This window comes from Pollutibacter soli, assembly GCA_029269725.1.
GTDB classification, from domain to species: Bacteria; Bacteroidota; Bacteroidia; order Chitinophagales; family Chitinophagaceae; genus Pollutibacter; species Pollutibacter soli.
This window is the reverse complement of sequence record JARJHS010000003.1, coordinates 551,422-574,810: the sequence shown is the minus strand read 5'-3', so window position 1 is coordinate 574,810 and position 23,389 is coordinate 551,422. Positions and strand designations below refer to the sequence as shown.

The 23,389-nt window shown below is 42.2% G+C and carries 19 protein-coding genes; 11 read left to right on the top strand and 8 right to left on the bottom strand.

All coding sequences use genetic code 11. The features are described from left to right. Nucleotides 1-51 precede the first annotated feature (51 nt). The 3 genes from P2W82_RS10795 (at nt 52) to P2W82_RS10785 (ending at nt 5,514) form a co-directional block, all read left to right on the top strand. Entirely contained in the window at nt 52-3,729 is a 3,678-nt protein-coding gene (locus tag P2W82_RS10795; protein WP_336515891.1) for a T9SS type B sorting domain-containing protein, read from the top strand. 68 nt (nt 3,730-3,797) lie between these two features. Further along, nucleotides 3,798-4,880, top strand: coding sequence for a PorP/SprF family type IX secretion system membrane protein (locus tag P2W82_RS10790; RefSeq protein ID WP_336515890.1), 1,083 nt, complete (start codon nt 3,798-3,800; stop codon nt 4,878-4,880). A 58-nt stretch (nt 4,881-4,938) separates the two neighbouring features. Beyond that, nucleotides 4,939-5,514 carry a hypothetical protein gene (locus P2W82_RS10785; protein ID WP_336515889.1) on the top strand — a complete coding sequence of 192 codons (576 nt, stop codon included), beginning with the start codon at nt 4,939-4,941 and terminating at the stop codon, nt 5,512-5,514. Here P2W82_RS10785 and P2W82_RS10780 read toward each other — a convergent pair. Further along, nucleotides 5,504-6,064, bottom strand: coding sequence for an LOG family protein (locus P2W82_RS10780; protein WP_336515888.1), 561 nt, complete (start codon nt 6,062-6,064; stop codon nt 5,504-5,506). The genes P2W82_RS10785 and P2W82_RS10780 overlap by 11 nt on opposite strands. A 326-nt stretch (nt 6,065-6,390) precedes the next feature. On the opposite strand from P2W82_RS10780, the gene P2W82_RS10775 reads away from it, so the two are divergent. The 6 genes from P2W82_RS10775 (at nt 6,391) to P2W82_RS10750 (ending at nt 13,149) form a co-directional block, all read left to right on the top strand. Beyond that, nucleotides 6,391-7,905 carry a sodium:solute symporter gene (locus P2W82_RS10775; protein WP_336515887.1) on the top strand — a complete coding sequence of 505 codons (1,515 nt, stop codon included), beginning with the start codon at nt 6,391-6,393 and terminating at the stop codon, nt 7,903-7,905. Nucleotides 7,906-8,007: 102 nt separating this feature from the next. After that, a complete protein-coding gene (locus tag P2W82_RS10770; protein ID WP_336515886.1) occupies nt 8,008-8,703 on the top strand; it encodes an LOG family protein in 696 nt (231 codons plus the stop codon). A gap of 85 nt (nt 8,704-8,788) precedes the next feature. Next, on the top strand, nt 8,789-9,436 hold the full coding sequence (locus P2W82_RS10765; protein ID WP_336515885.1) for an O-methyltransferase: 648 nt from the start codon (nt 8,789-8,791) through the stop codon (nt 9,434-9,436). Nucleotides 9,437-9,438: 2 nt separating this feature from the next. Further along, nucleotides 9,439-10,719, top strand: coding sequence for a glucosaminidase domain-containing protein (locus P2W82_RS10760; RefSeq protein ID WP_336515884.1), 1,281 nt, complete (start codon nt 9,439-9,441; stop codon nt 10,717-10,719). Then, nucleotides 10,720-11,259 carry a hypoxanthine phosphoribosyltransferase gene (hpt, locus tag P2W82_RS10755; protein ID WP_336515883.1) on the top strand — a complete coding sequence of 180 codons (540 nt, stop codon included), beginning with the start codon at nt 10,720-10,722 and terminating at the stop codon, nt 11,257-11,259. Between the two features lie 144 nt (nt 11,260-11,403). Then, nucleotides 11,404-13,149 carry a vWA domain-containing protein gene (locus P2W82_RS10750; protein ID WP_336515882.1) on the top strand — a complete coding sequence of 582 codons (1,746 nt, stop codon included), beginning with the start codon at nt 11,404-11,406 and terminating at the stop codon, nt 13,147-13,149. A 9-nt stretch (nt 13,150-13,158) separates the two neighbouring features. Here the strand turns inward: P2W82_RS10750 and P2W82_RS10745 are convergent, their stop codons facing one another. The 5 genes from P2W82_RS10745 to P2W82_RS10725 form a co-directional block, all read right to left on the bottom strand. Continuing rightward, nucleotides 13,159-14,085 (bottom strand): class I SAM-dependent methyltransferase, encoded by a 927-nt coding sequence (locus P2W82_RS10745; RefSeq protein ID WP_336515881.1) that lies wholly within the window; start codon nt 14,083-14,085, stop codon nt 13,159-13,161. A gap of 116 nt (nt 14,086-14,201) precedes the next feature. Continuing rightward, nucleotides 14,202-15,218 (bottom strand): UbiA family prenyltransferase, encoded by a 1,017-nt coding sequence (locus tag P2W82_RS10740; protein WP_336515880.1) that lies wholly within the window; start codon nt 15,216-15,218, stop codon nt 14,202-14,204. Between the two features lie 22 nt (nt 15,219-15,240). Beyond that, nucleotides 15,241-16,260 (bottom strand): glycosyltransferase family 2 protein, encoded by a 1,020-nt coding sequence (locus P2W82_RS10735; RefSeq protein WP_336515879.1) that lies wholly within the window; start codon nt 16,258-16,260, stop codon nt 15,241-15,243. Further along, nucleotides 16,253-17,452, bottom strand: a complete 1,200-nt coding sequence (locus tag P2W82_RS10730; RefSeq protein WP_336515878.1) for a glycosyltransferase family 4 protein — start codon at nt 17,450-17,452, stop codon at nt 16,253-16,255. Before P2W82_RS10730 ends, P2W82_RS10735 begins: the two co-directional genes overlap by 8 nt. A 25-nt stretch (nt 17,453-17,477) precedes the next feature. Further along, nucleotides 17,478-19,310, bottom strand: coding sequence for an ABC transporter ATP-binding protein (locus P2W82_RS10725; protein WP_336515877.1), 1,833 nt, complete (start codon nt 19,308-19,310; stop codon nt 17,478-17,480). Between the two features lie 553 nt (nt 19,311-19,863). Here P2W82_RS10725 and P2W82_RS10720 point away from each other — a divergent pair. Then, on the top strand, nt 19,864-20,181 hold the full coding sequence (locus tag P2W82_RS10720) for a carboxypeptidase regulatory-like domain-containing protein (RefSeq protein ID WP_336515876.1): 318 nt from the start codon (nt 19,864-19,866) through the stop codon (nt 20,179-20,181). A gap of 113 nt (nt 20,182-20,294) precedes the next feature. On the opposite strand, the gene dnaJ is transcribed toward P2W82_RS10720, so the two are convergent. Together dnaJ and P2W82_RS10710 are read right to left on the bottom strand one after the other, a co-directional pair. Beyond that, nucleotides 20,295-21,449 carry a molecular chaperone DnaJ gene (dnaJ, locus tag P2W82_RS10715; protein WP_336515875.1) on the bottom strand — a complete coding sequence of 385 codons (1,155 nt, stop codon included), beginning with the start codon at nt 21,447-21,449 and terminating at the stop codon, nt 20,295-20,297. 42 nt (nt 21,450-21,491) lie between these two features. After that, on the bottom strand, nt 21,492-22,067 hold the full coding sequence (locus P2W82_RS10710) for a nucleotide exchange factor GrpE (RefSeq protein WP_336515874.1): 576 nt from the start codon (nt 22,065-22,067) through the stop codon (nt 21,492-21,494). A 122-nt stretch (nt 22,068-22,189) separates the two neighbouring features. Between P2W82_RS10710 and P2W82_RS10705 the strand changes: the two genes are divergently transcribed. Further along, a complete protein-coding gene (locus tag P2W82_RS10705; RefSeq protein WP_336515873.1) occupies nt 22,190-23,368 on the top strand; it encodes a class I SAM-dependent rRNA methyltransferase in 1,179 nt (392 codons plus the stop codon). Nucleotides 23,369-23,389: the final 21 nt, after the last annotated feature.

Here is a 23,389-nt window from a genome sequence, read left to right as displayed (position 1 = left end):
TTTAATTAACAACTTTTATAGGTTTTTCACCGTATTTTTATTTACAACACGATGAGTCCTAAGTCCGGATACCAGAAAATCCTTCTTATAATATTCACCCTGCTTACATACTCGGGTTTGTCGGCACAGTCGTTTTATGCGTTAGAATTCACAGAAAACAAAGGGCAGTGGGGGGATCAGTTTCAGTTCAAAACAGATATTGGTTCAGGTGCTTTCTTTCTGAAATCAAAAGGGTTTTCGGTTTTAATGAACAATCCTGCAGAGTATAAACGCATCCTGGAAAAAATTCATGGAGGTCATGATCATGATGGAACAGGCTCTTCAAATCAGTCTTCACAAACAAAAAGTATTCATCCACCAGGCAAAGAGCCATTGACGATGCGCTCTCATCATTATATGGTGGAGTTTTTGGGCGCGCAGGAGGTATTGACTCCAGAACCCGAAACTGTTTTAAGCTCGGGCAATAATTATTTTCTCGGCAACGATCCGAAAAGATGGAAAAACAATGTCAGAAGTTTTAAAGCAGTTGTTTATAAAAATATTTATCCCGGTATTGATGTCAGGTATTATTCCGAAAGCGGGAAGCTGAAATATGACTTAATTGTTGAACCTGGTGCTGATGTAAGTCGCGTGGTGATGAAATATACGGGAGCAGATCAGCTTTCAATAAAAAATGATCAGCTGGTTATTAAAACATCTGTCGGGGATGCGAAAGAAATGTCGCCATATTCTTACCAGATCGTGGGCGGTCAGAAAATTGCAGTTGATTGCAAATTTGAGGTAACAGGTGACCAGGTTAAATTTAAAATTAAAAGTTACGATAAGCGTGCAAGACTTATAATCGATCCGACGCTTATCTTCTCTACTTTTACGGGCAGTACTGTTGGGAATTGGGGATATACGGCAACTCCCGGGCCTGATGGAAGTCTGTTCTCAGGTGGTATTGTATTCGGTCAGGGCTACCCGATAACACCCGGTGCTTTTCAACAGACATTTGGTGGTGGTAGTGGAAATGCTGGAGTAGATATTGGTATCACGCGCTTTGCTCCGAGTGGAAATTCAAGGATGTACTCAACATATCTTGGTGGTGACGGAGAAGATTTTCCGCATAGTCTCATCTCAGATGCGCAAGGCAATCTCGTGGTATTGGGTCGTACTACATCAGTTAATTATCCAACGGTTGGTTCAAACTACGGACAGCTCGGCGGAACAGATATCATAGTTACGAAATTCAATGCTACAGGTACAGCGTTGATCGGTTCAGTTAAAATCGGAGGAAGCGGTGTCGATGGTGCTAATATTGATGCTGCAATCAGCCCTTCCTGTAATTCTCTTTTATATAATTACGGAGACAATGCCCGTAGTGAAGTAATATTGGATGATGCAGGAAATATTTATGTGGCAGCCAGTACCCAGTCCACCAATTTCCCTTTGGTAAATGCGTCTCAGACAGCTATCGGAGGAAAGCAGGATGCGGTACTTCTGAAATTATCGCCCACGCTGAATAATCTTTTGTTTAGTACTTATTTCGGAGGAAGTGAGAATGATGCGGGCTTTGTGCTTGCTCTGAACCCGGTTAACAATAATGTGTACATGGCCGGGGCGACGTCCAGTAGTAATTTACCCGGTAACAAGGCAGGAAGTATCCAACCGAATTTCAATGGGGGTAGCGGAGATATTGATGGTTATATCGTTGCATTTAATAACAATGGTTCTTCGATAGTGCAGACCACATATCTTGGCACAGCTTCATTGGATTTCATTTATGGAATTCAGTTTGACCGACTCGGGTTTCCTTATGTAATGGGAATTACACTTGGCAGCTGGCAGGTACTGAACGCTACGTATGTTGATGCAAACGCGAAACAATTCATTTCAAAACTTCAGCCAAATCTTTCCACATACGTGTACTCAACAACTTATGGTACTGCCGGATCGATTCCAAATATTTCACCGGTGGCATTTCTCGTGGACAGGTGCGAAAACGTGTATGTTTCCGGATGGGGTGGGAGATTAAATCCATGCTCAGGTACCAGCTGTTTCGATACGAAAACCTCGGGTACCGCGGGGATGCGTGTTACCCCCGACGCGATTAAAACAACTACGGATAACCGTGACTTCTACTTTTTCGTGATGGAGAAGAATGCAACCAGCCAGTTGTATGGTTCGTTTTTCGGGCAGAGTGGTGGAGAAGGTGATCACGTTGATGGTGGTACCAGTCGTTTCGATGCCAGCGGCGCAATTTATTCTGCCATCTGCGCGAACTGCGGTGGCAACAATGCCTGTCCTTCATCACCGATAACCATTCCATTCCCTATCACACCAGGCGTAGTTGCCCCGGTGAATGGTGCATTGAACACAGGAAGCGGTGGTGAATGTAACCTTGCTGCTTTCAGGCTCCTGTTTGATTATGATGGTGTTCGTGCCGGTGCGAGATCTTCCATCGGAGGTGTGCCGAATGATACGAGCGGGTGTTTACCACTTTCTGTTGATTTTACGGATACTTTAGGCCTTGGCAAATCTTATATCTGGAACTTTGGTGATGGCTCACCGGAAGTAACTTCGCAGACGCCTGATGTTAATCACATATTCACTGCTTCAGGTAATTACCGTGTAAGGCTGATCGCAATCGATCTTACAAAATGTATCACACATGATACTTCTTACATCAATATCAAAGTGCGCGATGATAAAGCCACACTTGATCTGAATGCTGTGAAATTGCCACCATGTGCGAGTCTGGCTTATCAATTTTCAAATTTGTCAACCTCTCCTGCGGGTAAGCCCTTCCAGTCGGCTTCATTTATTTGGGATTTTGGAGATAACACTCCGCGTGTTGTTGCAGGCCCTGGAAATGTAAATCATACGTATGCATCACAGGGAACTTATAATGTGAAGCTGATCCTGGTGGATACTAATTATTGTAATGCACCGGATTCAATAACAAGAACGATCAGGCTCGCAGCAAATGTAAAAGCCGCATTCGAAACACCTCCGGGTGGATGTGTTCCTTACAACGCAACCTTTACCAATGTATCTGAAGCAGGCCAGGAATTTATCTGGGATTTCGGAAATGGGGTAACCTTTACAGGAGCGACTCCTCCGCCGGTATTGTACAGTTCACCTGGAACTTACACGGTAAGGCTGATCGCAAATGATCCGGCGACCTGTAATCTGACCGATACGACCATTCAGACAATTACTGTTCGACCGGGCCCGGTAGCCGCCTTTACATTTGTACCAAATCCTCCTGTAGAAAATACACCGACGACTTTCAACAATCAGTCAACAGGCGCTGTTAAATACTTCTGGAACTTTGGAGATGGCGGAACTTCTGAACTGGTAAATCCTGTGCATCAGTTTAATGTTTCCGGAACGTTTAATACCTGTCTGATTGCAATCAATGATTTCGGTTGTGCGGATACGGTATGTCTCCCGGTCGACGCGAAAGTAATTCCGTTGCTCGATGTGCCGAATGCCTTTACACCCAATGGAGATGGAGTTAATGATAAAGTGTTTGTGCGTGGATTTGGTATTGCGAAATTGACGTTCAGGATATATAACCGCTGGGGTCAGCTGGTTTTCCAGACTGCAGACCAGGCTACTGGATGGGATGGAAGATTCAAAGGAGCTTTGCAACCGATGGATGCGTATGCCTACCAGCTGGATGTTCAATTTAGTGACGGAACGCGGGCTACAAAAAAAGGTGATATTACGTTGATCAGATAGTTCTGATCTTTGTTAGATATTCTTGCTTTAAACCAACTGTTGAGATGTTGCTATCAAATTAAATGAAAATGACAACAGTGATCCCGATTTGCAAAACATATAATCAACTGGTAAATGCCGGAAGAATTACATTTCCACTGGCATTGATACTGGTTTTACTTACCCTGGGTAACGGTTTAAAAGCACAGGATCTTCATTTCTCCCAATTTTTTAATTCTCCATTGACTACAAACCCTGCCAATACAGGGTTTATCCCCGATGCTGACTATCGTGTAGGAGCACAATACCGCACACAATGGACAAGTATACCCGTACCATTTAAAACTTTCAGCATTTTTGGAGACGCGCAGGTTTTCAGGGATCGTTTCGAAACCGGTTGGATCGGACTTGGTGGTGTTATTCTTCGTGATGTAGCAGGCTCAGGCAACCTTATTTCAACAAAAGTATATGGCTCCGCTGCTTATCACCAGATGATTGAGAACACAGGATTGTTATCTGCAGGTTTTAATATCGGATGGGCAAACAAACGAATCGATCTTACAAAATTTACTTTCGATAATCAGTGGAATGGTAAATTCTTTGATGTGAGCGCGCCGAGCGGGGAAATATTCGCCAATACAGCAATTAACTATCTCGATGTGCAGGTGGGTTTAAACTACGCATGGTTTCCTACTGATGATATTTACGTTCATGGGGGATTTTCTGCGCATCATGTCAACAGGCCCAAAGAAACATTTTTCAATGAAACGCCAGGCTTTGACAATCGCATAGCTCCGAGGTATATTCTTTTTGCTGATGCTGTTTTGAAATTAAACGAACAATGGATCATCAGCCCCGCAGCCTATTATACAACACAGGCAAGAGCTTCTGAACTTACACTTGGTATGCATGCAAACTATAACCTCACCGGCGACGGAGAACAGCAACTTATTGGAGGTGTCTACTATCGTTCGGGTGATGCCTTTATTCCCATGATCGGTTATCAATGGAAGAACCTACGGTTCATGTTCAGTTTCGATGCCAACACATCTTCCCTGAAAAATGCAACCAACCTTCGTGGAGCAACCGAGTTTGCACTGATGTACAGCGGTAACTACAGCGATTATAATGGTGATATTCGTCAGAGTCTTTGTCCTACTTTTGCAAGGTAGAAAAATCGCTCAACGGGTTATAGCTTGTTTCTTTAAACTGTAACCAACAAACGAAAACATGAAAACCAGGACTTACTTTTTTTTAATATTGGTGATCAGCCTATTCAATCTCACGGCATTTGGCCAGGATGAAGGTGAAACAACCAAGGGATTTGATAAATCGAAATTGTTCTTCGGTGGATATTTTGGTATCAGTTTCGGCAACTCTACTTTTGTCAATGTTTCACCCCAGGTGGGTTACAGATTCAATAATTGGTTCGCAGCAGGTGCCGGAGTCAACTTTATTTATTCCAACTTTCTCTATTACGATATTTACGGTAATAAAGACTATCGCTATGAATATGGTTCTACTGGTCTGAACATTTTCGGAAGGGTATACCCCATCCAATTTGCTTTTTTACAACTACAGCCGGAAATAAATTATATCTGGGGGAAAGAGAAATTTTACAATCCTGCGTTTGAATATAAACTTGATCCTAAATTCAGGCCAACGTTACTGGCAGGGGTAGGTGCTGCTATACCCGCAGGGCGTGGTGCGATTCTGTTAATGCTTCAATATGATTTGATACAGAGTGAGAATCCAGCTTCACCGTATGGAAGAAACCCGTTTTTCTCCATGGGATTTACCTTTTGAGTTGGAGTCGATCCAGCACTTCCCCGACAGTATTGCAAAGACTGATACTCTTGGTCGTTTCTTCATATAGAAACCCCATTTCCTGCATATTTCGCAGATGCTCCATCAGGTGGAAATAAAAACCTGCTGTATTTAATAACAAAATTCTCTTATCATGAATCTGCAACTGATTCCAGGTAAGCATTTCAAAAAGTTCATCCAGTGTTCCAAATCCTCCGGGTAAAACAACAGCGGCTTCACATCTTTCATACATCGTTTGTTTCCTGTGATGCATGTTTTCCGTTACAATCAGTTCTGACAGTGTATCGTGTTGTCTTTCCCACTTTACCAGCACTTCAGGAATAACACCGGTAATATATCCGCCGCTGCCAAGTGCGGCATTGGCAACAGCACCCATCAATCCTTTGTTGCCGCCACCATAAATGATCCTGTAACCATTTTCAGCGAGCGCTGTTCCTAATGCAATTGCATCCGTTTCGAAAGCAGGATTTTCTCCTGGTTTTGATCCGCAGAAAACAGCAATGGTGTTGGCGATGTTGGTTCCGTTCATTTGGGTTGTGGCTGATCAAATATAGTGTTAAAGAAAGTTCATAGTTCATAGTTCATAGTTCATAGTTTGGAACAGCCAGTTTATAGTTCATGGTTCATAGTTTTGAAATTCAGATTTTGTTGATAAATAGCGAAATAAACAATCTTTAGTCCGTTTCATGATATGGACAACGGATCCGTTTTTTTAAAAAAAGTCGTACCTGGTTAACTTTCAGTTTGTCGGCTGCAAAGAACAGCCGGCTGTTCCTATGAACTATAAACTCCTGCTTACCCACTACTTACTCGCATTTCGTTTTTCCTTATCTTCCGGCCAAATCCATAACCTCAATGTCTGCAACACTGCTCTTTAGTTTTGTAATCGGTTACTTTCTGTTGCTACTTGGTGTAGCATGGTTTACTTCACGAAATGCTACCAATGATTCCTTTTTCATAGGTAATAAAAGTTCCAACTGGGTACTGGTTTCTTTTGGTATGATCGGTACTTCGTTATCCGGTGTAACATTTGTTTCCGTGCCGGGAACTGTGGGCGATTTTACGGGTGGCACATTCAAGGCATTCTCGTATTTCCAGGTAGTAATCGGTTATCTGTTCGGTTATGCAGTCATTGCGTATGTACTGATTCCTTTGTACTATAAAATGAACCTGACCTCTATCTACAATTATCTTGAACATCGCTTTGGCACCTTCTCTTATAAAACAGGTGCATTGTTTTTTCTGATCTCGAGAACAGTTGGCGCCACAGCAAGATTGTACCTCGTGATTAATGTTCTGCAGATTTTTATCCTGGACAGACTGGGAGTACCGTTTACTGTTACTGCATTTGTGATATTACTGATGATCCTTCTTTATACTTTTGAAGGCGGGGTAAAAACTATTGTATATACTGATACCCTGCAGACAACATTCATGTTATTGGGCCTGGTTGTTTGTATCGTTTATATCCTCAATAACCTGAACCTTGGTTTTGGAGAAGCAATGCAGCTCATGAGCGATAAGGGTTACACACGCATTTTTGATACCGATGTGAACAGCCGCACATTTTTTCTGAAAAGTATTATCGGTGGCGCTTTTATTGCAATTGCAATGACCGGTCTTGACCAGGAGATGATGCAGAAAAATATCAGCGTAAACACTTTAAAGAACTCACAGAAAAACATCAAAAGTTTTACTGTGGTGATGGTTATTGTCACACTGCTTTTCTTAGTACTTGGCGGACTCCTGTATCTTTTTATGCTATCGCGCAATGCGCAATATGAGGGAACAACATTTCTGGCTAATGGAAAAAATATTATCGGCGACGATCTGTTTCCATCTGCAGCAATGTTTGAAATGCCGCAGGCGATCGGGATCATTTTTATCATCGGGTTGATATCGGCCTTATTTCCCAGCGCTGATGGGGCACTCACTGCATTAACATCGTCGTTCTGTATTGATATACTTGGCCTGAAAAGAAATCAGCAAATAACAGAGCAGCAGAGGAAACGTACACGCATGATCGTACACCTGAGCTTTACCGTTATATTCATGCTTTGCATCCTGATCTTTAAATGGATCAATAACAAATCAATCATCAATATTGTGCTTGATTTGGCAGGGTATACCTACGGGCCGCTACTGGGTCTTTTTACCTTTGGCATTCTTACAAAACGGAGACTAAACGACTCCATCAGGGTGACGCTGATCTGCCTCGTGGCACCTGTACTTTGTTATATCCTCAGTCGCAATGCCGCCGACTGGTTCGGCGGTTATCGCATAGGAATAGAGCTCCTGATCATCAATGGATTGTTAACCTTTGCCGGTCTTTGGCTGATATCCTCACCATCAGCAAAAAACACAAACTAAAACTCCTGTTCCCATCGTTTTATAGTTGAAGCCAGGGCCACTGCCGATGCAGTGGCTTTGTATTCCTGCCCATATGAATTATCATTTTTCAATCCTATCGGTATGAATGGAAATATCAACATCCTCAAGGAACGCCACTGGAAGGAAAGTATGGCGTACAGTAGCTGGCAGATCTTTAAAATTATGGCCGAATTTGTAGATGGATTTGATGCCCTTGCCAAGATCGGTCCCTGCATTTCAATTTTCGGATCTGCCCGTACACAACCCGGCTCTCTTTATTACGAACTCACTGTTGAAATATCCCGCAGGCTTGCGATGGAGGGGTTTGGCATTATCACTGGAGGAGGGCCCGGTATTATGGAAGCAGCAAACAAGGGAGCTATGCTCGCAGGAGGCAAAAGCGTAGGGCTGAATATCAATCTTCCCTTTGAACAGTCAAACAACGAATTTATAGATCGCGATAAGCTTCTGTCGTTTCAATACTTTTTCGTAAGAAAAGTCATGTTTACAAAATACTCACAAGGGTTTGTGATGATGCCCGGTGGTTTTGGTACCATGGACGAATTGTTCGAAGTCGCCACACTCATTCAAACGGAAAAATTTAAACAGATGCCAATGGTTATGGTAGGTCGATCCTACTGGCAGGGTTTGATGGAGTGGATGAAAAATACGATGCTGACGGAAGAGAATATCAAAAAGGAAGATCTTGATCTTTTTCAGATAGCAGATACGCCCGACGAAGTCGTACATCATATGCTTGAGTATTACAGAACAAGGTCGCTGGCGCCGAACTTTTAAAATTCATTCATTAAACGACTGGATATCTGTTGTTTACTGCGAATCTTTTCAGGAATTCAAAGTAATTTTGCAGAAATTAGATCGCTTGGAAATAATTCCGGCCAGGGTCGAAGCATATGCAGCAGACTATACCACCAAAGATGATGCATTGCTTTCCGAAATTGCTGAGTATACTTTGAGAGAACATGCTGAGCCTCATATGCTCAGCGGTCATTTGCAGGGGCAGTTACTGACTCAGCTAAGCCGGATGATACAACCGGAGCGTATTCTCGAGATTGGCACTTTTACAGGATATAGTGCCATTTGCCTGGCCAAAGGGTTAAAGCATAGTGGAATACTCCATACGATAGAAAAAAGACCTGATGACGCCCGGTTGGCCCGTTCTTTTTTTGATCGCTCGTGCTTTGGAAATCAAATGATTGTGCATGAGGGAGAGGCCGAAAAAATTATTGAAACGTTAAATGAAACCTGGGACCTTGCATTTATAGATGCTGATAAAATAAATTACGTCTTGTATTACGAACTGGTAATGCAAAAACTCAGGCCCGGGGGATGGATTATAGCCGATAATGTTCTTTTCCATGGGACGGTACTTGAGGAAAATCTGAAAGGAAAGAATGCAAAGGCGATACACGATTTTAACCGTCATGTAGCGTCAGATAACAGGGTAGAACAGGTGATGATAACCGTTAGGGATGGGTTAACACTGATCTATAAAAAAGATAAGTTTTAAGGATGTTGAAACTGAAATCATTTCTCTTTTTGCTGGCACTTTCTTCGGGTGTATTCAGATCACAGGCGCAGGACAACCTGAATCCGGTGGTTGTTGAATACGTAAAAACTTACGCTGATCTTGCCATAGCCGAAATGCAGCGAACAGGAGTACCTGCTGCTATTAAACTCGCGCAGGGAATACTTGAAACAGAGGCTGGTCAGAGTGACCTGGTAAGAAGATCAAATAATCACTTTGGTATCAAATGCAAAAGCTGGTGGACCGGCGAAAAAGTGTATCATGATGATGATGAAGCAGGCGAATGTTTCAGAAAATATCCTGAAGCATACCAGTCATGGAAAGATCATTCTGATTACCTGAAGTCACAACCACGTTACGCTTTTCTCTTTCAACTGGATCCTGAAGATTATAGTGGCTGGGCGAAGGGTTTGAAAAAAGCAGGATACGCAACTAACCCGAAGTATCCGCAAATACTGATCAAATACATAGAACTCTATCATCTGGATGACTACACACTCATCGCGATTGGAAAAAAGAAACCCGCAACAGAATTTCTCGCAGGAGTTTATCCTGATAGAAAAATAGTTCCGGTAACTACAGGTTCTGGACAGGTGGTGACTAATTCTGCTGGTAATGCCATTGAAACAGTTAACAGCGCTGCGAGTACAGTTCCTGAACTACAGCCACAGAATTATCCCGAAGGTGAATTCAGGATCAATGATACACGTGTGATTTTTGCATCGGCCGGAAGTTCGTTACTGGCAATTGCAGATAATTATCGTGTAAAATTGAAATGGTTGTATGAATTCAACGAACTCGATCAAAATACCGAAGTGCTTGATAAATCACAGCTGGTATATCTGCAAAGAAAAAGAAAGCATGGATTTAACGAATTCCATATCTGCCGCGCTGGTGAAACATTGGCTGATATCAGTCAGTCCGAAGGTATCAGGCTCGAGAGTCTTCTTTCATACAATTTCCTCGAAGCTCAGATGATACCTGCGGCAGGTGAAAAGTTGTATCTCAAATATGAAGCACCTGCAAGACCAAGACTTGCCTCTGCTGGCCAGGCTAACATAAAGGAATCAGTAGCTGCGAACAATACCAAACCAATGATTACTGTCGAAGAGAGTTACTACCGTCATACGGTCAGTTCAAAGGAAACTTTGTACAGCCTGTCGAAAAAATACCAGGTAAGTCAGGAACAAATCAGGGATTGGAATAAATTAGATTCGGTGGATTTAAGAGTGGGGCAGGAATTATTGATATATAAAAGCCGATGAATGGACACCATACAGGTTCATGATAAGAAATTCAAACCATATATAACGGCTGAACAGATAACAGCAGAAGTCAGGAAGCTTGCGGATGAATTGAGTAAAGATTATGCTGGCAGAAAACCGTTGTTTCTAGCCATACTGAACGGTTCATTCATTTTTGCGGCCGATATTTTCAGGGCACTGAGTATTCCTGCTGAAATCTGCTTTATCAAACTGGTTTCATACAAGGGCACAAAGTCAACCGGTGAAGTAATTACATCCATAGGTCTGGATGCTGAAGTGTATGACAGAGATGTCGTTATAATTGAGGATATAATTGATACCGGCAGGACCCTTAGCCAGTTTTTGCCCCAGTTGGAACACCAGCAACCGCGATCACTGAAAATCTGTGCTCTACTGCATAAAAAAGAATGTACTGTATACCCCATTCCGATTGATTACCTTGGATTTACGATTCCGGATCGGTTTGTTGTAGGCTACGGCCTTGATTATGATGGATATGGAAGAAATATCAACGGGATATATCAGTTAGAAGCAGATTAGAACGTTATTAGTCTGTACTCGCCAGCCAAAACGTTTAGATAGGATAGCGAAGTGAGAGAATGAACCTTGTGCATCAATTTCGAAACCATATGAATTTATTTTTTACAATCATTTCAATATAAGACTGGCTTGAAATCTGTTGGAATGATATGCGCATTACTGCTATGCTGTACCCTGGTGCATGCGCAATATTATATTCGTGGAGAAGTGAAGGATAATAAAAAGAACCCTCTTCAGAACGCACGGATAATAGTTCATTCCACACGTCTTCCATATAACAGTGGTGTTGGCGGTGCTTTTGGAATATTGAGTTCTGTGCAGAAAGACACGCTCACTTTTCAACTGGATGGCTATGAGCCTTTCACTGTTCCGGTTGATGCATCAAAATACCTGGAGATTGAATTGAAGATGTTGCCTTTTACAGCGAGCCTGTATAAACATACACGCTTGTCCATTACGCGCAACAAGCAATTAAGAACAGAGTTACTCCCGCGATTTGTTGGCGGTGAAACTTATAATATGCTGGTGGAAAATGAATTTATTAACACACAGCAGTTTCCGCAGACAGGCCTGGTATTGAATGTCGATCGAGCATCGTACAGCAATGTGCGTCGTTTTGTAAATCTCAACAGCGAAGTACCTCCTGATGCTGTGCGCATAGAAGAGATGCTGAATTATTTCTCGCTGAATTTTAATGCTCCGGGAAAGGATTCCGTTTTTCGTGTGAGTTCAAATCTTACTTCATGTCCCTGGAATCCGAACAACCAGCTTTTTTATCTTTTTGTCAATACAAAAAAAATAAACCTCGACGCGATACCTCCGAGCAATCTGGTTTTTCTTGTGGATGTTTCTGGTTCGATGGATATGCCCAACCGGTTGCCATTATTGAAAACTGCATTTCGTAAACTGGTTGATAATCTCCGTGCGATAGATACTATTTCTATCGTTGTATATGGAAGTGTTACCGGTGTAATGCTTCAGCCAACAGGTGGCGACAACAAGAAAGTGATCAATGATGCCATCGAACAATTGGAGCCGGGAGGAAATACTCCTGGTGAAGCGGGGATATTGCAGGCATATGCGCTCGCCAGAAATAAATTCATTAAGGGAGGAAACAACCGCGTGATACTGGCAACAGATGGCGATTTTAATGTCGGCCAGTTTTCCGAAAAAGATCTCGAAGCACTGATCACAAAACAAAAACAAAGCGGCGTTTACCTTACCTGTCTCGGTGTAGGTATGGGAAATTATAAGGATTCAAAAATTGAGATTCTTGCAAAAACCGGCAATGGAAATTTCGCTTATCTCGATAATGAAATGGAAGCCGAAAAAGTGTTGGTCAAAGAACTCACACAAACGTTGTACACAGTGGCGGATGATGTTTACATGAATGTCAATTTCAATCCCTCGCTGGTGTCAAGTTACAGGCTCATCGGGTTCGATAATAAACTTAGTGCACTTACGGATAGCACCAGTAATCTTGAAGGTGGTGAAGTAGGATCGGGACATTCGATGATCGCCATATTTGAGGTGGTTCCGACTGTAGAAAATGTAAAAGGCGTAGTGAGTGGAATTATGAAGGACCATATCGCTGATGTGGAAATACGGTACCGCTTACCCGGAAATAAATCGATCAGTTTTTTCAAGTACCGCAGTCCGTTCAACTTCCTCGAGTTTGCAGAATCAGAGCACAAGATCAGGTTTGCTGCAACAGTGGCACTGTTCGGGCAAATGCTGAGATCTTCAGAATTCGTGAAAAATGTTACCTGGGATCAATTGGTAGTGATGGCGCGTGATTACAGTGATCATACCAATCCTTCTCAAAGAGAATTTGCTGAGCTGGTACTGAAGGCACAGAAGCTTTACGTCACTACCCGGAAGAAAAAATAAGCTGTGCTTTTATTTCCCTATTAACTTTTTGACGATTCTTTTCCAGAAGGAAACCTGCCAGGGTTTCATTCGTTCCAGGAAATAGGAGAGTGGCAGATCAATTACTCTCGGATTTATCCCGGGAAAAGTAAACCGTTTTTCGATTTCACTTTTTGTGAGATAACGAATTTTTTTATCATCGGTTAAAACAAACGGCGGGTTATGTACTTCCACCGGAGTATCATCACCAGGCTCCCTTTTTTCTGTACAAATCAAAACCTTCCTTGGAACATAAATCGGCGGAGAGGGTAATGCATAATATGAGACTTCAATCTTTTTGAAATACTTTCCCATCCATCTTATCCACTGATCTGCGCTGGGGAATATGATTGCCTGGTGATAGGCATCCTCTTCTTTGAGGTCCCATATAATACTCGTGATCACCGGAACATTGACCGGAATATCATGATAGTAATGAAATGAATGATAATTGGGTGCCTTAATATAATCAGCGATATCAATGATGGCAATCATACAGGTGCCGCCTTTTTTCGTGTATGCGGCCAGGTGACCAGCTACTTTTTCAATATCATGGATGGTATCGAGGTAACTCCAGGGCTGCCCGGTACATGTAATCAGATCCCATTGATTATGCCATTCCGGTTCATCCTCCAGGATATTTTTTTGCCTGAGAAATAGCAGGTCTTTATTAACCTGTCCAGCCTGGTTCAGCATGGCGGGTGTGAGATCAAAACCGGCACGCTGGTAGCCCGGGAATTTACTTAAGAGGTACCCGGTACCGCAACCGCAGTCCAGCCACTTCATATCTTTTGTCAGAATTTCTCCAACCTTGTTTACGTTGTGCTGTACCTCTCCACCAATAAAATCATTGGTGATCCATATGCTGTCATAAACAGAAGCATACTTATCATTATATGGAAATTCCTTTTTGGGCATGGGTTGTATATTTTTTCTGCAGCCATATCATCTTTAACAGATATTCTGCAGTATAACGAATGACAGTTTTTATAATTATTTCTCTGCAGCTCCTGTTGCAGGTAAAAAGTCTGCAATCAATTTCTTCCTGGTTTTAGTTTGATCAACACCGACTGAATAATACCAATTCCATTTGCAATGGTTTTGTACAGATTCGCCGGAAATAAAATCAGATGGATGGCCAGTATAATCCAGTTCCCAGGATATTGTATTCCCGCATCAATCAAAACTGAAAGCGGGAGGAAAACAATATAGAATTCTGACATAAAAATCCTGTATTCTTCAAACCCTGATGGTTTTATAATCACCTGGGTTATTCTTCTGAGTCTGTACGTAACGGCGATATTAATCAGGTACAATGCAAGAGCGATGAGAGGTAACATTGCATTGAAGTAATAGAGCATAAGAAATAAGCTCACTAGTTCGATCATGATCAGGAGGCGACCAAGCAAGCGAATAGTAGACTCGTTTGTTCTGACAGCAAATGTGTTTATTCCGATTTTTTTATCATTCTGAAGATCGTGAAACTGGTGCCACAGAATTCCGCGTAATCCCAATGCGAAAGACCAGCCACCCACCGCACAAAACCACATGAAGTTAACAGGCTGCCCGGTTTTAAAACTGATAAAAGATACCATTAACAGGCTTGGAAAAAATTGAGATGCAGTTCCATCGGCAAACACACCCCAGATGCCGCGGGTTTTCAATCTTACCGGAGGAATGGAATAGCAACTGAATACGATCCATGAAGCGAGATATAATAACACGGAAAGTAAATGAGCTGAATAAAAATATCCAAACCCCACTCCGCTGAGGACCATCATTGCCGGGAATACAAGTCGGACTGCCGGTTTCATTGCGGCCATTCTGTTCTTTTTTCCAGCCGCACGATCCTCTTCGATGTCGGTAATATCATTTATCAGGCTTACGTAACTGGCGCCAACGATCAGTGAGAAAAAAACGAACACGATCCAGAGCGAGGTGGGCAGCAGATTATTTCCTGCTTTCAACGCAGTCATATAACCCACAGTGAGAATGGGAACAAGTTTATACTCCCACCATTCACCTGCTCTTAATGCTGATCGGATATTCATTTTTTTAGAATGATGTTACAAATCAGGAAATACTGCTTGCATTCTTTGTCGGGTCAGGCTTTACCGAAGGTGTAGACGATGGCTGTATTAGACGGGCCAGTTTCTTCTGACTTCTTGTTTTAAATTCCCACCATAACAGGGAGACAACCTGTTTTGGATTTGTCATAAACGCCTTACGCATCGGCGCCACAAAGGTTTTAGGATCTTTGTAGATGGTAAGCCTTTGCAATGCATACATTGTCAGGTAATAGGTTACAGACTCCTTATATACCTGGATTTCACTTTTCTTCAAACCTTTTTTATGGCGGTTGTACATAATCTCCATATCATGTACATAAAGGTGTTGCAGTAATTCATTTTCATGACGACCATCATGAATATTTGTTCCATCCTGGTTTTTAACCCAGAGTTTCTTTTTAGAATATGCTGCGCGACATTTTTTGGCGAAGATGATATCCAGCAGCACGCACCAGTCGTCAGCAATTTTCAGATTCGCGTTCCATTCGGAAACTATCGAAGTGCGACGAATCAGCAACGAAGATGAAGGAGAAGGACATCCGCTTATATAAAGCGATCTCAATTCCTCGTCATCGAGTATGTTCCATGGCTGGTCTCTGTCGACAAGATAAGGTTTGAAAAATTTGTATGTACTGAACGGATCAACATACTCCCCGTTACCATCATCATGTTGCCAGTTGGTAAAGACAAAATCAAGATTATTATTCTCGATACATTCAACACAGTTTTCAATAAACGTTGGGTTCCAGGTATCATCGGAATCCAATGAAGCGATGTAAGTTCCTTTCGCTCTTCTCAATCCATTGTTTCTTGCGGCCGCCTGCCCTGCATGCTCCTGGATTATATATTGAACTCCCGGAAATTTTTTCATCAGGGCAGGAGTACCATCTTCAGATCCATCGTCAACAACAATTATTTCGATGTTTGGATAGGTCTGCTTCAGGGCACTTTCAATCGCATTCCCAACCTTTCGTATCCGGTTGTACGTCGGAATGATCACACTAACCAATGGAAATTTATCCATGTATAGTCCTTTTTAAATGATTTGCAAATTCAAGTTCCGGACATGCAGGCACTCTTTCTTTTATAAAAGATGAAGCATTTTCTCCCAGCCGCTTCCACTCTTCTCGGCGAGTCCAGGCATCTTCTAAAGCTTTTTCAAAACTATCTTCATAAGGCGCTCCAATAAAACCATTAACGCCTTCTTCAACTATTTCTGTATTACCGCCGGCATTAGATACAACTACCATTCTGCCCGCTGACATAGCCTCTAACATCACCAGCGGCATCCCTTCACTCCTGGAAGGAAGTACAAGTGCATGATGTTCCTTCCACACATTTTCCATGTTTGTTGAATAATCCAGGAAATGAACATTTGTTACATTCAATAACTGTGCAAGTTCAATAAGACTTTGTTTATCATTTCCTGCCCCTATAAAACTTATTGTCACTGGCCGGTTGCGCCAGCGTTCTCCTGAAAAAATCCGGATAAGAATATCCTGGCCTTTGTCCAGGATAAAATACCGGCCTACGCAAGCCAGTTTAAATCCTTTTTCAATTGAAGGATAAGGTATTATCGATCTTGAAAATTTTACAGGATTAAAAACAACAGCAGCATTTTTCAGACGCATACCCAGTTGCTCTTCAGTCAGACGCAAATTATGCCTGCTCACAAAAATCGATTGTACTGCATGCCGGTATGCATCGATGACCAGCGCGCGCTCTTTAAAATAAGGCCAGTAAAAATCCACTGCTTTCTGAGCAACCATAACGTATCTTATACCAAGGTCGATACAGACTTTTGCGAAATGAACACCATCGAAATTTATTCCCTGGTTAATAATCACCAGCCTGGGCTTGTTCTCTTTCAGCTTGTTATAAAACACTTCCTGACTGGAATCGGCATTATATTTAAATGCCGAGGGCAAAATTTTTCGCGATATTTTTTTTCCGACACGTATTGGTAGTGAATGCAGTGTTGGTTCAATATTCTGAAGCTTAACGCCGAGGGCTGTCAGCTTCACATATTCGGGATGTCCCGGATTGATATTTTCCTTGTATACGGTAATCGTATTTCCTTCTTCGATAAGGTAGGGCAGGCTGCGGGCCCACAGTTCTTCACTTCCACCCCAATCATCCATACAGCAGGTCACAATAGCAATTTCTCCGGAAAAGTTCCGGAGTTTTTCTGTTGTGATGGTTAATTCCTGCTTCATAGTGAAATGACCGTTCTTGTTTATTTCAGTCTGATTCTACTGCGATTTGTTTTTCAAGATGTGTCTGAAAAAGTCGTGCATACACGCCATTCTCAATAGATACGAGTTCTTCGTGCGTTCCGGATTCAACAACAGTTTTATCGCCCATTACGTAGATATAATCAGCGTGTTTAACTGTCGACAGGCGATGGCTTATGACAAGGGCGGACCTGGAACCTATTCGTTTTCTGAATGACTGAAAAAGTTCTGACTCCGATTTAGCATCCAGTGCGCTTGTGGCTTCGTCAAAAATGATTAAGCGGGAAGGACTGTAAAACGACCGCGCAATAGCCAGTTTCTGCCATTGCCCGATACTTACCTCGTGCCCTTCGTCAAATACCCTGCCCATCATGGTATCGTAACCATTGGGAAAACGTTCAATAAATTCGTTTGCACCGGAATTGATGGCGGCTTCGCGCATCTCATCTTCCCGTAGTGGATTTTCAATATCGCCGTACTTTATACAATCCCGCGCAGTAACATTATAACGAACAAAATCCTGGAATACAGTACTAATCTGCCTTCTGTACTCATCGATATTGAATTTGCGGATGTCTGTACCTCCTAAGGTAATACTTCCTTGTACAGGATCGTATAATCTGCAAAGCAATTTTATAAAAGTAGATTTACCCGCTCCGTTCAAACCTACGAGGGCTACAATTTTCCCCGCGGGCAAACGGATAGACACATCGCTCAACGCAGGAGCATCGGCATGCGGATATTTGAAATGAATATTTCTGATTTCTACGTCCAGATTTTTTTCTGCCGGAATAGGATCAGTTGATTTCGGAGTGAATAACTTCGGCTGCAGATCAAAAAGTTCGAAAATATTTGCGACATAAATATTGCCCTGGTACAATTTCGAAATTGCAGAAGCAAGTGCCTGCATGATCGTAAAAGTCTGGGGAAATATTACTAAAAAAACTGCAATATCGCCGACACTTGTCGAACCTTTCATTGCTCCAAAAATGATATAAGCAGTGATGGCATAAAACGCAGAAGTCACCATTACCATGGTGGCCATCTCAATAAAAGTCCTTCTTTTATTCAGCTTCATCTGGTCCTTGATCAATGTTTGCCTGATCCTGGTATATTGGTCAAGCAAATATTTTCCGAGGGAGAAAGCCCTGATCTCTTTTGCCGAAGAATCTCCTGTAAGTAGATTGCTCAGGTAAGAAGATTTTCTCTCGAGCGGGGTTTGCCTGCGCTGCCATTCATATAGTCTGTCGGAAAATTTTATCCGGACCAACAATATGGGCAACACAAAAACAGCAAGTAATGGCATCAGCATCCAGTCAATGGTTATCAGCACAGATCCTACTGCCAGCATCATCAGCAAATTGCGGATCAGGTCAAACAGGCTCACTACAACAGCAAAAGGATGAATATTTCCCGCTTCCCTCGCCCTTTTAAGTATATCCAGGTATTCGGGGCTTTCATAATAGCTGAGATCCAGTTTAATGGTATGCGAATGTATCCTGTCATCCACGGCCTGGCTGATTTTGGCTCCGAGATATTCCGATAAGTATGTTGAATAAGATTTGACGCAGTTGTAGAGGGCTGAAACTATACCTGCCAGAAAAATCAGTTTCAGGGTATTGCTTAAAAAATCATCGCCCTGCGTCCCTTTCAGCGCTACAGAATCTATCAGTAGCTTCAGGGTATAGAGCGTGCCGAACCAAAGAACGGATTCGATAACTATAAACAGGACCGCCCAGACAGTTCTCCCAGGCGCAATTGACCAGATAAGTTTTATAGTCCTGGTCAGGTTCAGGTTTCGCCTGAATTTTTTAATCCGGTCACTTATTGAGGTAGCCATTTTGCAAACGATCTTCAAAACCAAAAAATACTATCTAAACACTAAATCAGTTGGCAATCAATCTGGTATTAACAGTAGAAAAAACGCATAAAGCTTCGCTAAAGTATAAAATGATGCTCGTTATTTGTAGAATCAATACCATAATCGGGAAGTTTTTTGATATTATTCCTTACCGATTAAAGTTCCATTAGAATTGGCCGGGGAGCTCTGTTTTCAGAGCGATTTTGTTCATCAAATCAGTAACCGGATATAAACAAAAAATCAGCGTTTCGGGACCGGACGATATACCCTGTTTTTATCGTCGGTTAACCATACACGTTACTAGATTGATTCACTGTGCAATTTTCTCTACACCTCTTCATGGTGCTGATTTGAATATATGCGTGGTGAAAATTTTCACGCAATCAGACAATAAAATATTTTTCGGCCGGAACTGTTAACGATACAATAACAGTTGCAGGCTTCACTGGCATAGTAGTTGAATAACTGTTGATGTAGATTTTTAAAAAGAAAAAAGAATTATTTTATTTATCACTCAAAAATTTTCTCAACTATGAAGAATGTAAAACTGGCTATTGCTGCATTGGTTATTGGTGCGTCTACCTTCATGGCGTTTAATATCAATCAAACGGCATCAATCAAAGGTAAAATAACACCTGCTACGGCTTCTGAAAAAGCCTGGGCATTATCTGCAAGTGATACTCTGCAGGCTCCGATAACAAATGGTGAGTTTAATTTCGCAACAGCGAAACCAGGCACTTATCAAATCATTATCGAAGCAAAAGCTCCTTACAAAAACACAGCAAAAAATAATGTTGAGGTAAAAGAAGGCGCTGTAACTGATATAGGTGAAATCGTCGTTAATCAGTAATGCAGGATATTTTATACGCTTGCGTATAAATAAAAAACGCTGTTTCATTCATTTGAAACAGCGTTTTACATTTAACGTATGATCTTGAACGTACGAACGTTTATGATTAAGTGCTAACTAAACATTTCTTTCACTTTATCAAAAAAACTTTTCTCGTCTTTTTCAGGTTTAGGCTGAAAATTATTTGATGACTGCATCTTTTCCAGTGCTGATTTTTCCTCATCGCTCAGCTGCTGCGGCGTCCATATATTCATGTGAATCAGTTGATCTCCTTTTTCATAGGAGTTGATTGCCGGAAAACCTTTTCCTTTTAAACGGAAAATTTTCCCGCTCTGAGTTCCAGCCGGTATCTTGATTTTTGCTTTACCATCAATTGTGGGTACTTCGAGATTGGTACCAAAAACAGCGTCAGGAAAAGATATGTGAAGATCATAAACCACATTCAGGCCTTCTCTCTGCAGTTGTGGGTGAGGTTCTTCCTCGATAAGTACAATTAAATCACCGGGGGCACCACCACGTTCGCCAGCATTGCCTTTATTGCTCAGACTCAACTGCATTCCTTCCTGAACACCGGCAGGGATTTCGATCGTTACAGTTTCTTCAGCATATACCCGACCTTCACCTTTACAGCTACCGCATTTGCTGGTGATGGTCGTTCCTTCACCATTACAATTCGGGCAGGTGGCTACGGTCTGCATCTGACCGAGAAAAGTATTGGTGACTTTTCTTACCTGGCCGCTGCCGCCGCAGGTTCCGCAGGTTTGAACAGCATGTTTATCTTTTGCACCTGAACCAGAGCAGGTATTACAGGTCACATATTTTTTAACCTTGATGGTTTTGGAAGCGCCCTTTGCAATCTCCTCATAATTCATCTTAAGCTTGATACGGAGGTTGGTTCCTCTTGATCCACGACCGCGACTGCCCCTTGCACGTCCACCGCCACCGCCAAAAAAATTTCCCAACAGGTCGTCACCGAAAATATCGCCGAACTGGCTGAAAATGTCATCGACATTCATACCATGACCTCCAAAACCTCCATTGTTTCCAAGGCCTGCATGACCAAAGCGATCATACTGACTCTTTTTATCAGGATCGCTTAAAATCTCATATGCTTCGGCAGCTTCCTTAAATTTTTCTTCTGCAGATTTATCTCCCGGGTTTCGGTCAGGGTGAAACTGCATCGCCACTTTTCTGTAGGCTTTTTTAATCTCATCAGCAGATGATGATTTTCCTACACCTAACACCTCATAATAATCTCTTTTTGACATTGCTACTCCAGATTTTGGCTGAAAGGGTTGAAATATTTTGAATTATTTTCCAACAACGACCTTTGCGAAGCGGATTATTTTATCATTGAGGAAATAGCCTTTTTCTACTACGTCCACGACTTTTCCTTTCATCGCCGGATCAGTTACCGGGATTTCCGTAATGGCTTCATGCAGGTCCGGATCGAAACGCTCACCTATAGATTTCATTTCTTTCAATCCCTTTTGTTGTAAAGCAGTTCTGAGCTTATTAAAAACCAGTTGAACACCAGAGGTAGCAGGCGAGTCAGCCCATTCCTTCGGAATCTGCTTTTCTGCACGATCGCAGTCGTCAAGCACTTCCAGCATGGAAATAATTACCTCTTTTCCAGCAGTCTGAATCAATTCAACTCTTTCACGGGCATTTCGGCGTTTGAAATTGTCAAATTCAGCAAACAGGCGTACAAATTTGTCTTTCTGTTCCTGTAATTCGATCCGCATATCCTCTGACTCATTTTCTTCGGTCATTTCATCATCCAGGCGGTTAACTCCGGCAATATTTTCATCTGAATTCAGGTTGATTGCCGTTTCTTCAGGCGCATTGTCGTTTTTTTCCGCCGTATTGCGATTTTTTTCTTCCATAATTGAGTTTTATCAGGAGCGAAAATATAGTCAAATGCCTTGCCATCCTGCCTTTGCAGGTCAAATTGTCTGAAATTTACCCGGGTTATTACTTCATATGACATCGGCTTACCTTTGCGCCTATGTTAAAAATTATCCTGAAGAAAAAGGTCGCAGGCAGGCTACTTGCCGGACACCCCTGGGTTTTCTCCAATGAGATCGATCAGATGGACGATGAGCTCCACGGTGGTGATATAGCCGATATCTATACGTATGATGACAAGTTTGTGGGCCGGGGATTCGTAAATCCTCAATCAATGATCACTGCGAGGATTCTCACCCGTAATCCCAATGAAACCATCAACGCAGAATTTTTTCTGAACAGGCTTAAACGAGCCTGGAACTACCGGAAAAAACTTGGATATACTGAAAATTGCCGTCTTGTGTTTGGAGAAGCTGATGAACTCCCCCAGCTGATCATTGACAAGTTCAATGATTATTTTGTCATCCAGACACTCGCATTGGGAATTGATGTCTGGAAGCCAGCAATTGTTGATGCATTAAACACGATTTTTACTCCGAAGGGAATTTTTGAAAGAAATGATGTTCCGGTTCGTGAGCTGGAAGGAATGACACAGCATAAGGGATTTTTATCCGCGCCGTTTGATACAAAAATCACCCTGAAAGAAAACGGCCTGCAGTTCTATGCTGATGTCGAGAAAGGTCAGAAGACCGGTTATTTTCTCGATCAGCAGGATAATCGCCGAGCGATATCAAACATCGTGAAAGATGCTGATGTTCTTGGTGCTTTTTGTTATACCGGCACTTTTGAAATTCACGCAGGATATTATGGAGCAAAATCTGTTTTAGGTCTGGATATTTCTGCGCAGGCGGTAGCGATGGCCGAAGCAAATGCAAAGCTTAATGGGCTTGATCATATCTGCAGGTTCCAGGAAGTAAATGCTTTTGACGTATTGAAACAATGGGTAAAGGAAGGCAAGAAATGGGATGTAGTAATGCTTGATCCGCCTTCCTTTGCAAAGACCCGGTCAGCAGTACAGAAAGCAATTACCGGTTATAAAGAAATCAATCTCCGCGGAATGAAACTCGTCAGGCCGGGAGGATTTCTGGTTACTTCTTCCTGTACGAATCTTGTTCCACCGGAAATGTTTTTGCAGGTCATTGAAATGGCAGCTAAGGATGCCCGTAAGAAGATCAGGCAGGTAACCTTCCAGGCACAATCTTCTGATCACCCTATTGTTCCCGGGCTGGAGAATACGAATTACCTGAAGTTCCTGATAGTGCAGGTCGACAATGTATAACGTGGAACGTTATACGTTATA

Excerpts from the sequence above, each read along its gene's own strand:
- P2W82_RS10770 (WP_336515886.1), top strand. The coding sequence starts at position 8,008 with ATGAATGGAAATATCAACATCCTCAAGGAACGCCACTGGAAGGAAAGT.
- P2W82_RS10710 (WP_336515874.1), bottom strand. The coding sequence starts at position 22,067 with ATGGAAGAAAAAAATCGCAATACGGCGGAAAAAAACGACAATGCGCCT.
- P2W82_RS10735 (WP_336515879.1), bottom strand. The coding sequence starts at position 16,260 with ATGGATAAATTTCCATTGGTTAGTGTGATCATTCCGACGTACAACCGG.
- P2W82_RS10745 (WP_336515881.1), bottom strand. The coding sequence starts at position 14,085 with ATGCCCAAAAAGGAATTTCCATATAATGATAAGTATGCTTCTGTTTAT.
- P2W82_RS10795 (WP_336515891.1), top strand. The coding sequence starts at position 52 with ATGAGTCCTAAGTCCGGATACCAGAAAATCCTTCTTATAATATTCACC.
- dnaJ (WP_336515875.1), bottom strand. The coding sequence starts at position 21,449 with ATGTCAAAAAGAGATTATTATGAGGTGTTAGGTGTAGGAAAATCATCA.
- P2W82_RS10725 (WP_336515877.1), bottom strand. The coding sequence starts at position 19,310 with ATGGCTACCTCAATAAGTGACCGGATTAAAAAATTCAGGCGAAACCTG.
- P2W82_RS10775 (WP_336515887.1), top strand. The coding sequence starts at position 6,391 with ATGTCTGCAACACTGCTCTTTAGTTTTGTAATCGGTTACTTTCTGTTG.
- P2W82_RS10750 (WP_336515882.1), top strand. The coding sequence starts at position 11,404 with ATGATATGCGCATTACTGCTATGCTGTACCCTGGTGCATGCGCAATAT.
- P2W82_RS10720 (WP_336515876.1), top strand. The coding sequence starts at position 19,864 with ATGAAGAATGTAAAACTGGCTATTGCTGCATTGGTTATTGGTGCGTCT.
- P2W82_RS10760 (WP_336515884.1), top strand. The coding sequence starts at position 9,439 with ATGTTGAAACTGAAATCATTTCTCTTTTTGCTGGCACTTTCTTCGGGT.
- P2W82_RS10790 (WP_336515890.1), top strand. The coding sequence starts at position 3,798 with ATGACAACAGTGATCCCGATTTGCAAAACATATAATCAACTGGTAAAT.
- P2W82_RS10780 (WP_336515888.1), bottom strand. The coding sequence starts at position 6,064 with ATGAACGGAACCAACATCGCCAACACCATTGCTGTTTTCTGCGGATCA.
- P2W82_RS10705 (WP_336515873.1), top strand. The coding sequence starts at position 22,190 with ATGTTAAAAATTATCCTGAAGAAAAAGGTCGCAGGCAGGCTACTTGCC.
- P2W82_RS10730 (WP_336515878.1), bottom strand. The coding sequence starts at position 17,452 with ATGAAGCAGGAATTAACCATCACAACAGAAAAACTCCGGAACTTTTCC.
- P2W82_RS10740 (WP_336515880.1), bottom strand. The coding sequence starts at position 15,218 with ATGAATATCCGATCAGCATTAAGAGCAGGTGAATGGTGGGAGTATAAA.
- hpt (WP_336515883.1), top strand. The coding sequence starts at position 10,720 with ATGGACACCATACAGGTTCATGATAAGAAATTCAAACCATATATAACG.
- P2W82_RS10785 (WP_336515889.1), top strand. The coding sequence starts at position 4,939 with ATGAAAACCAGGACTTACTTTTTTTTAATATTGGTGATCAGCCTATTC.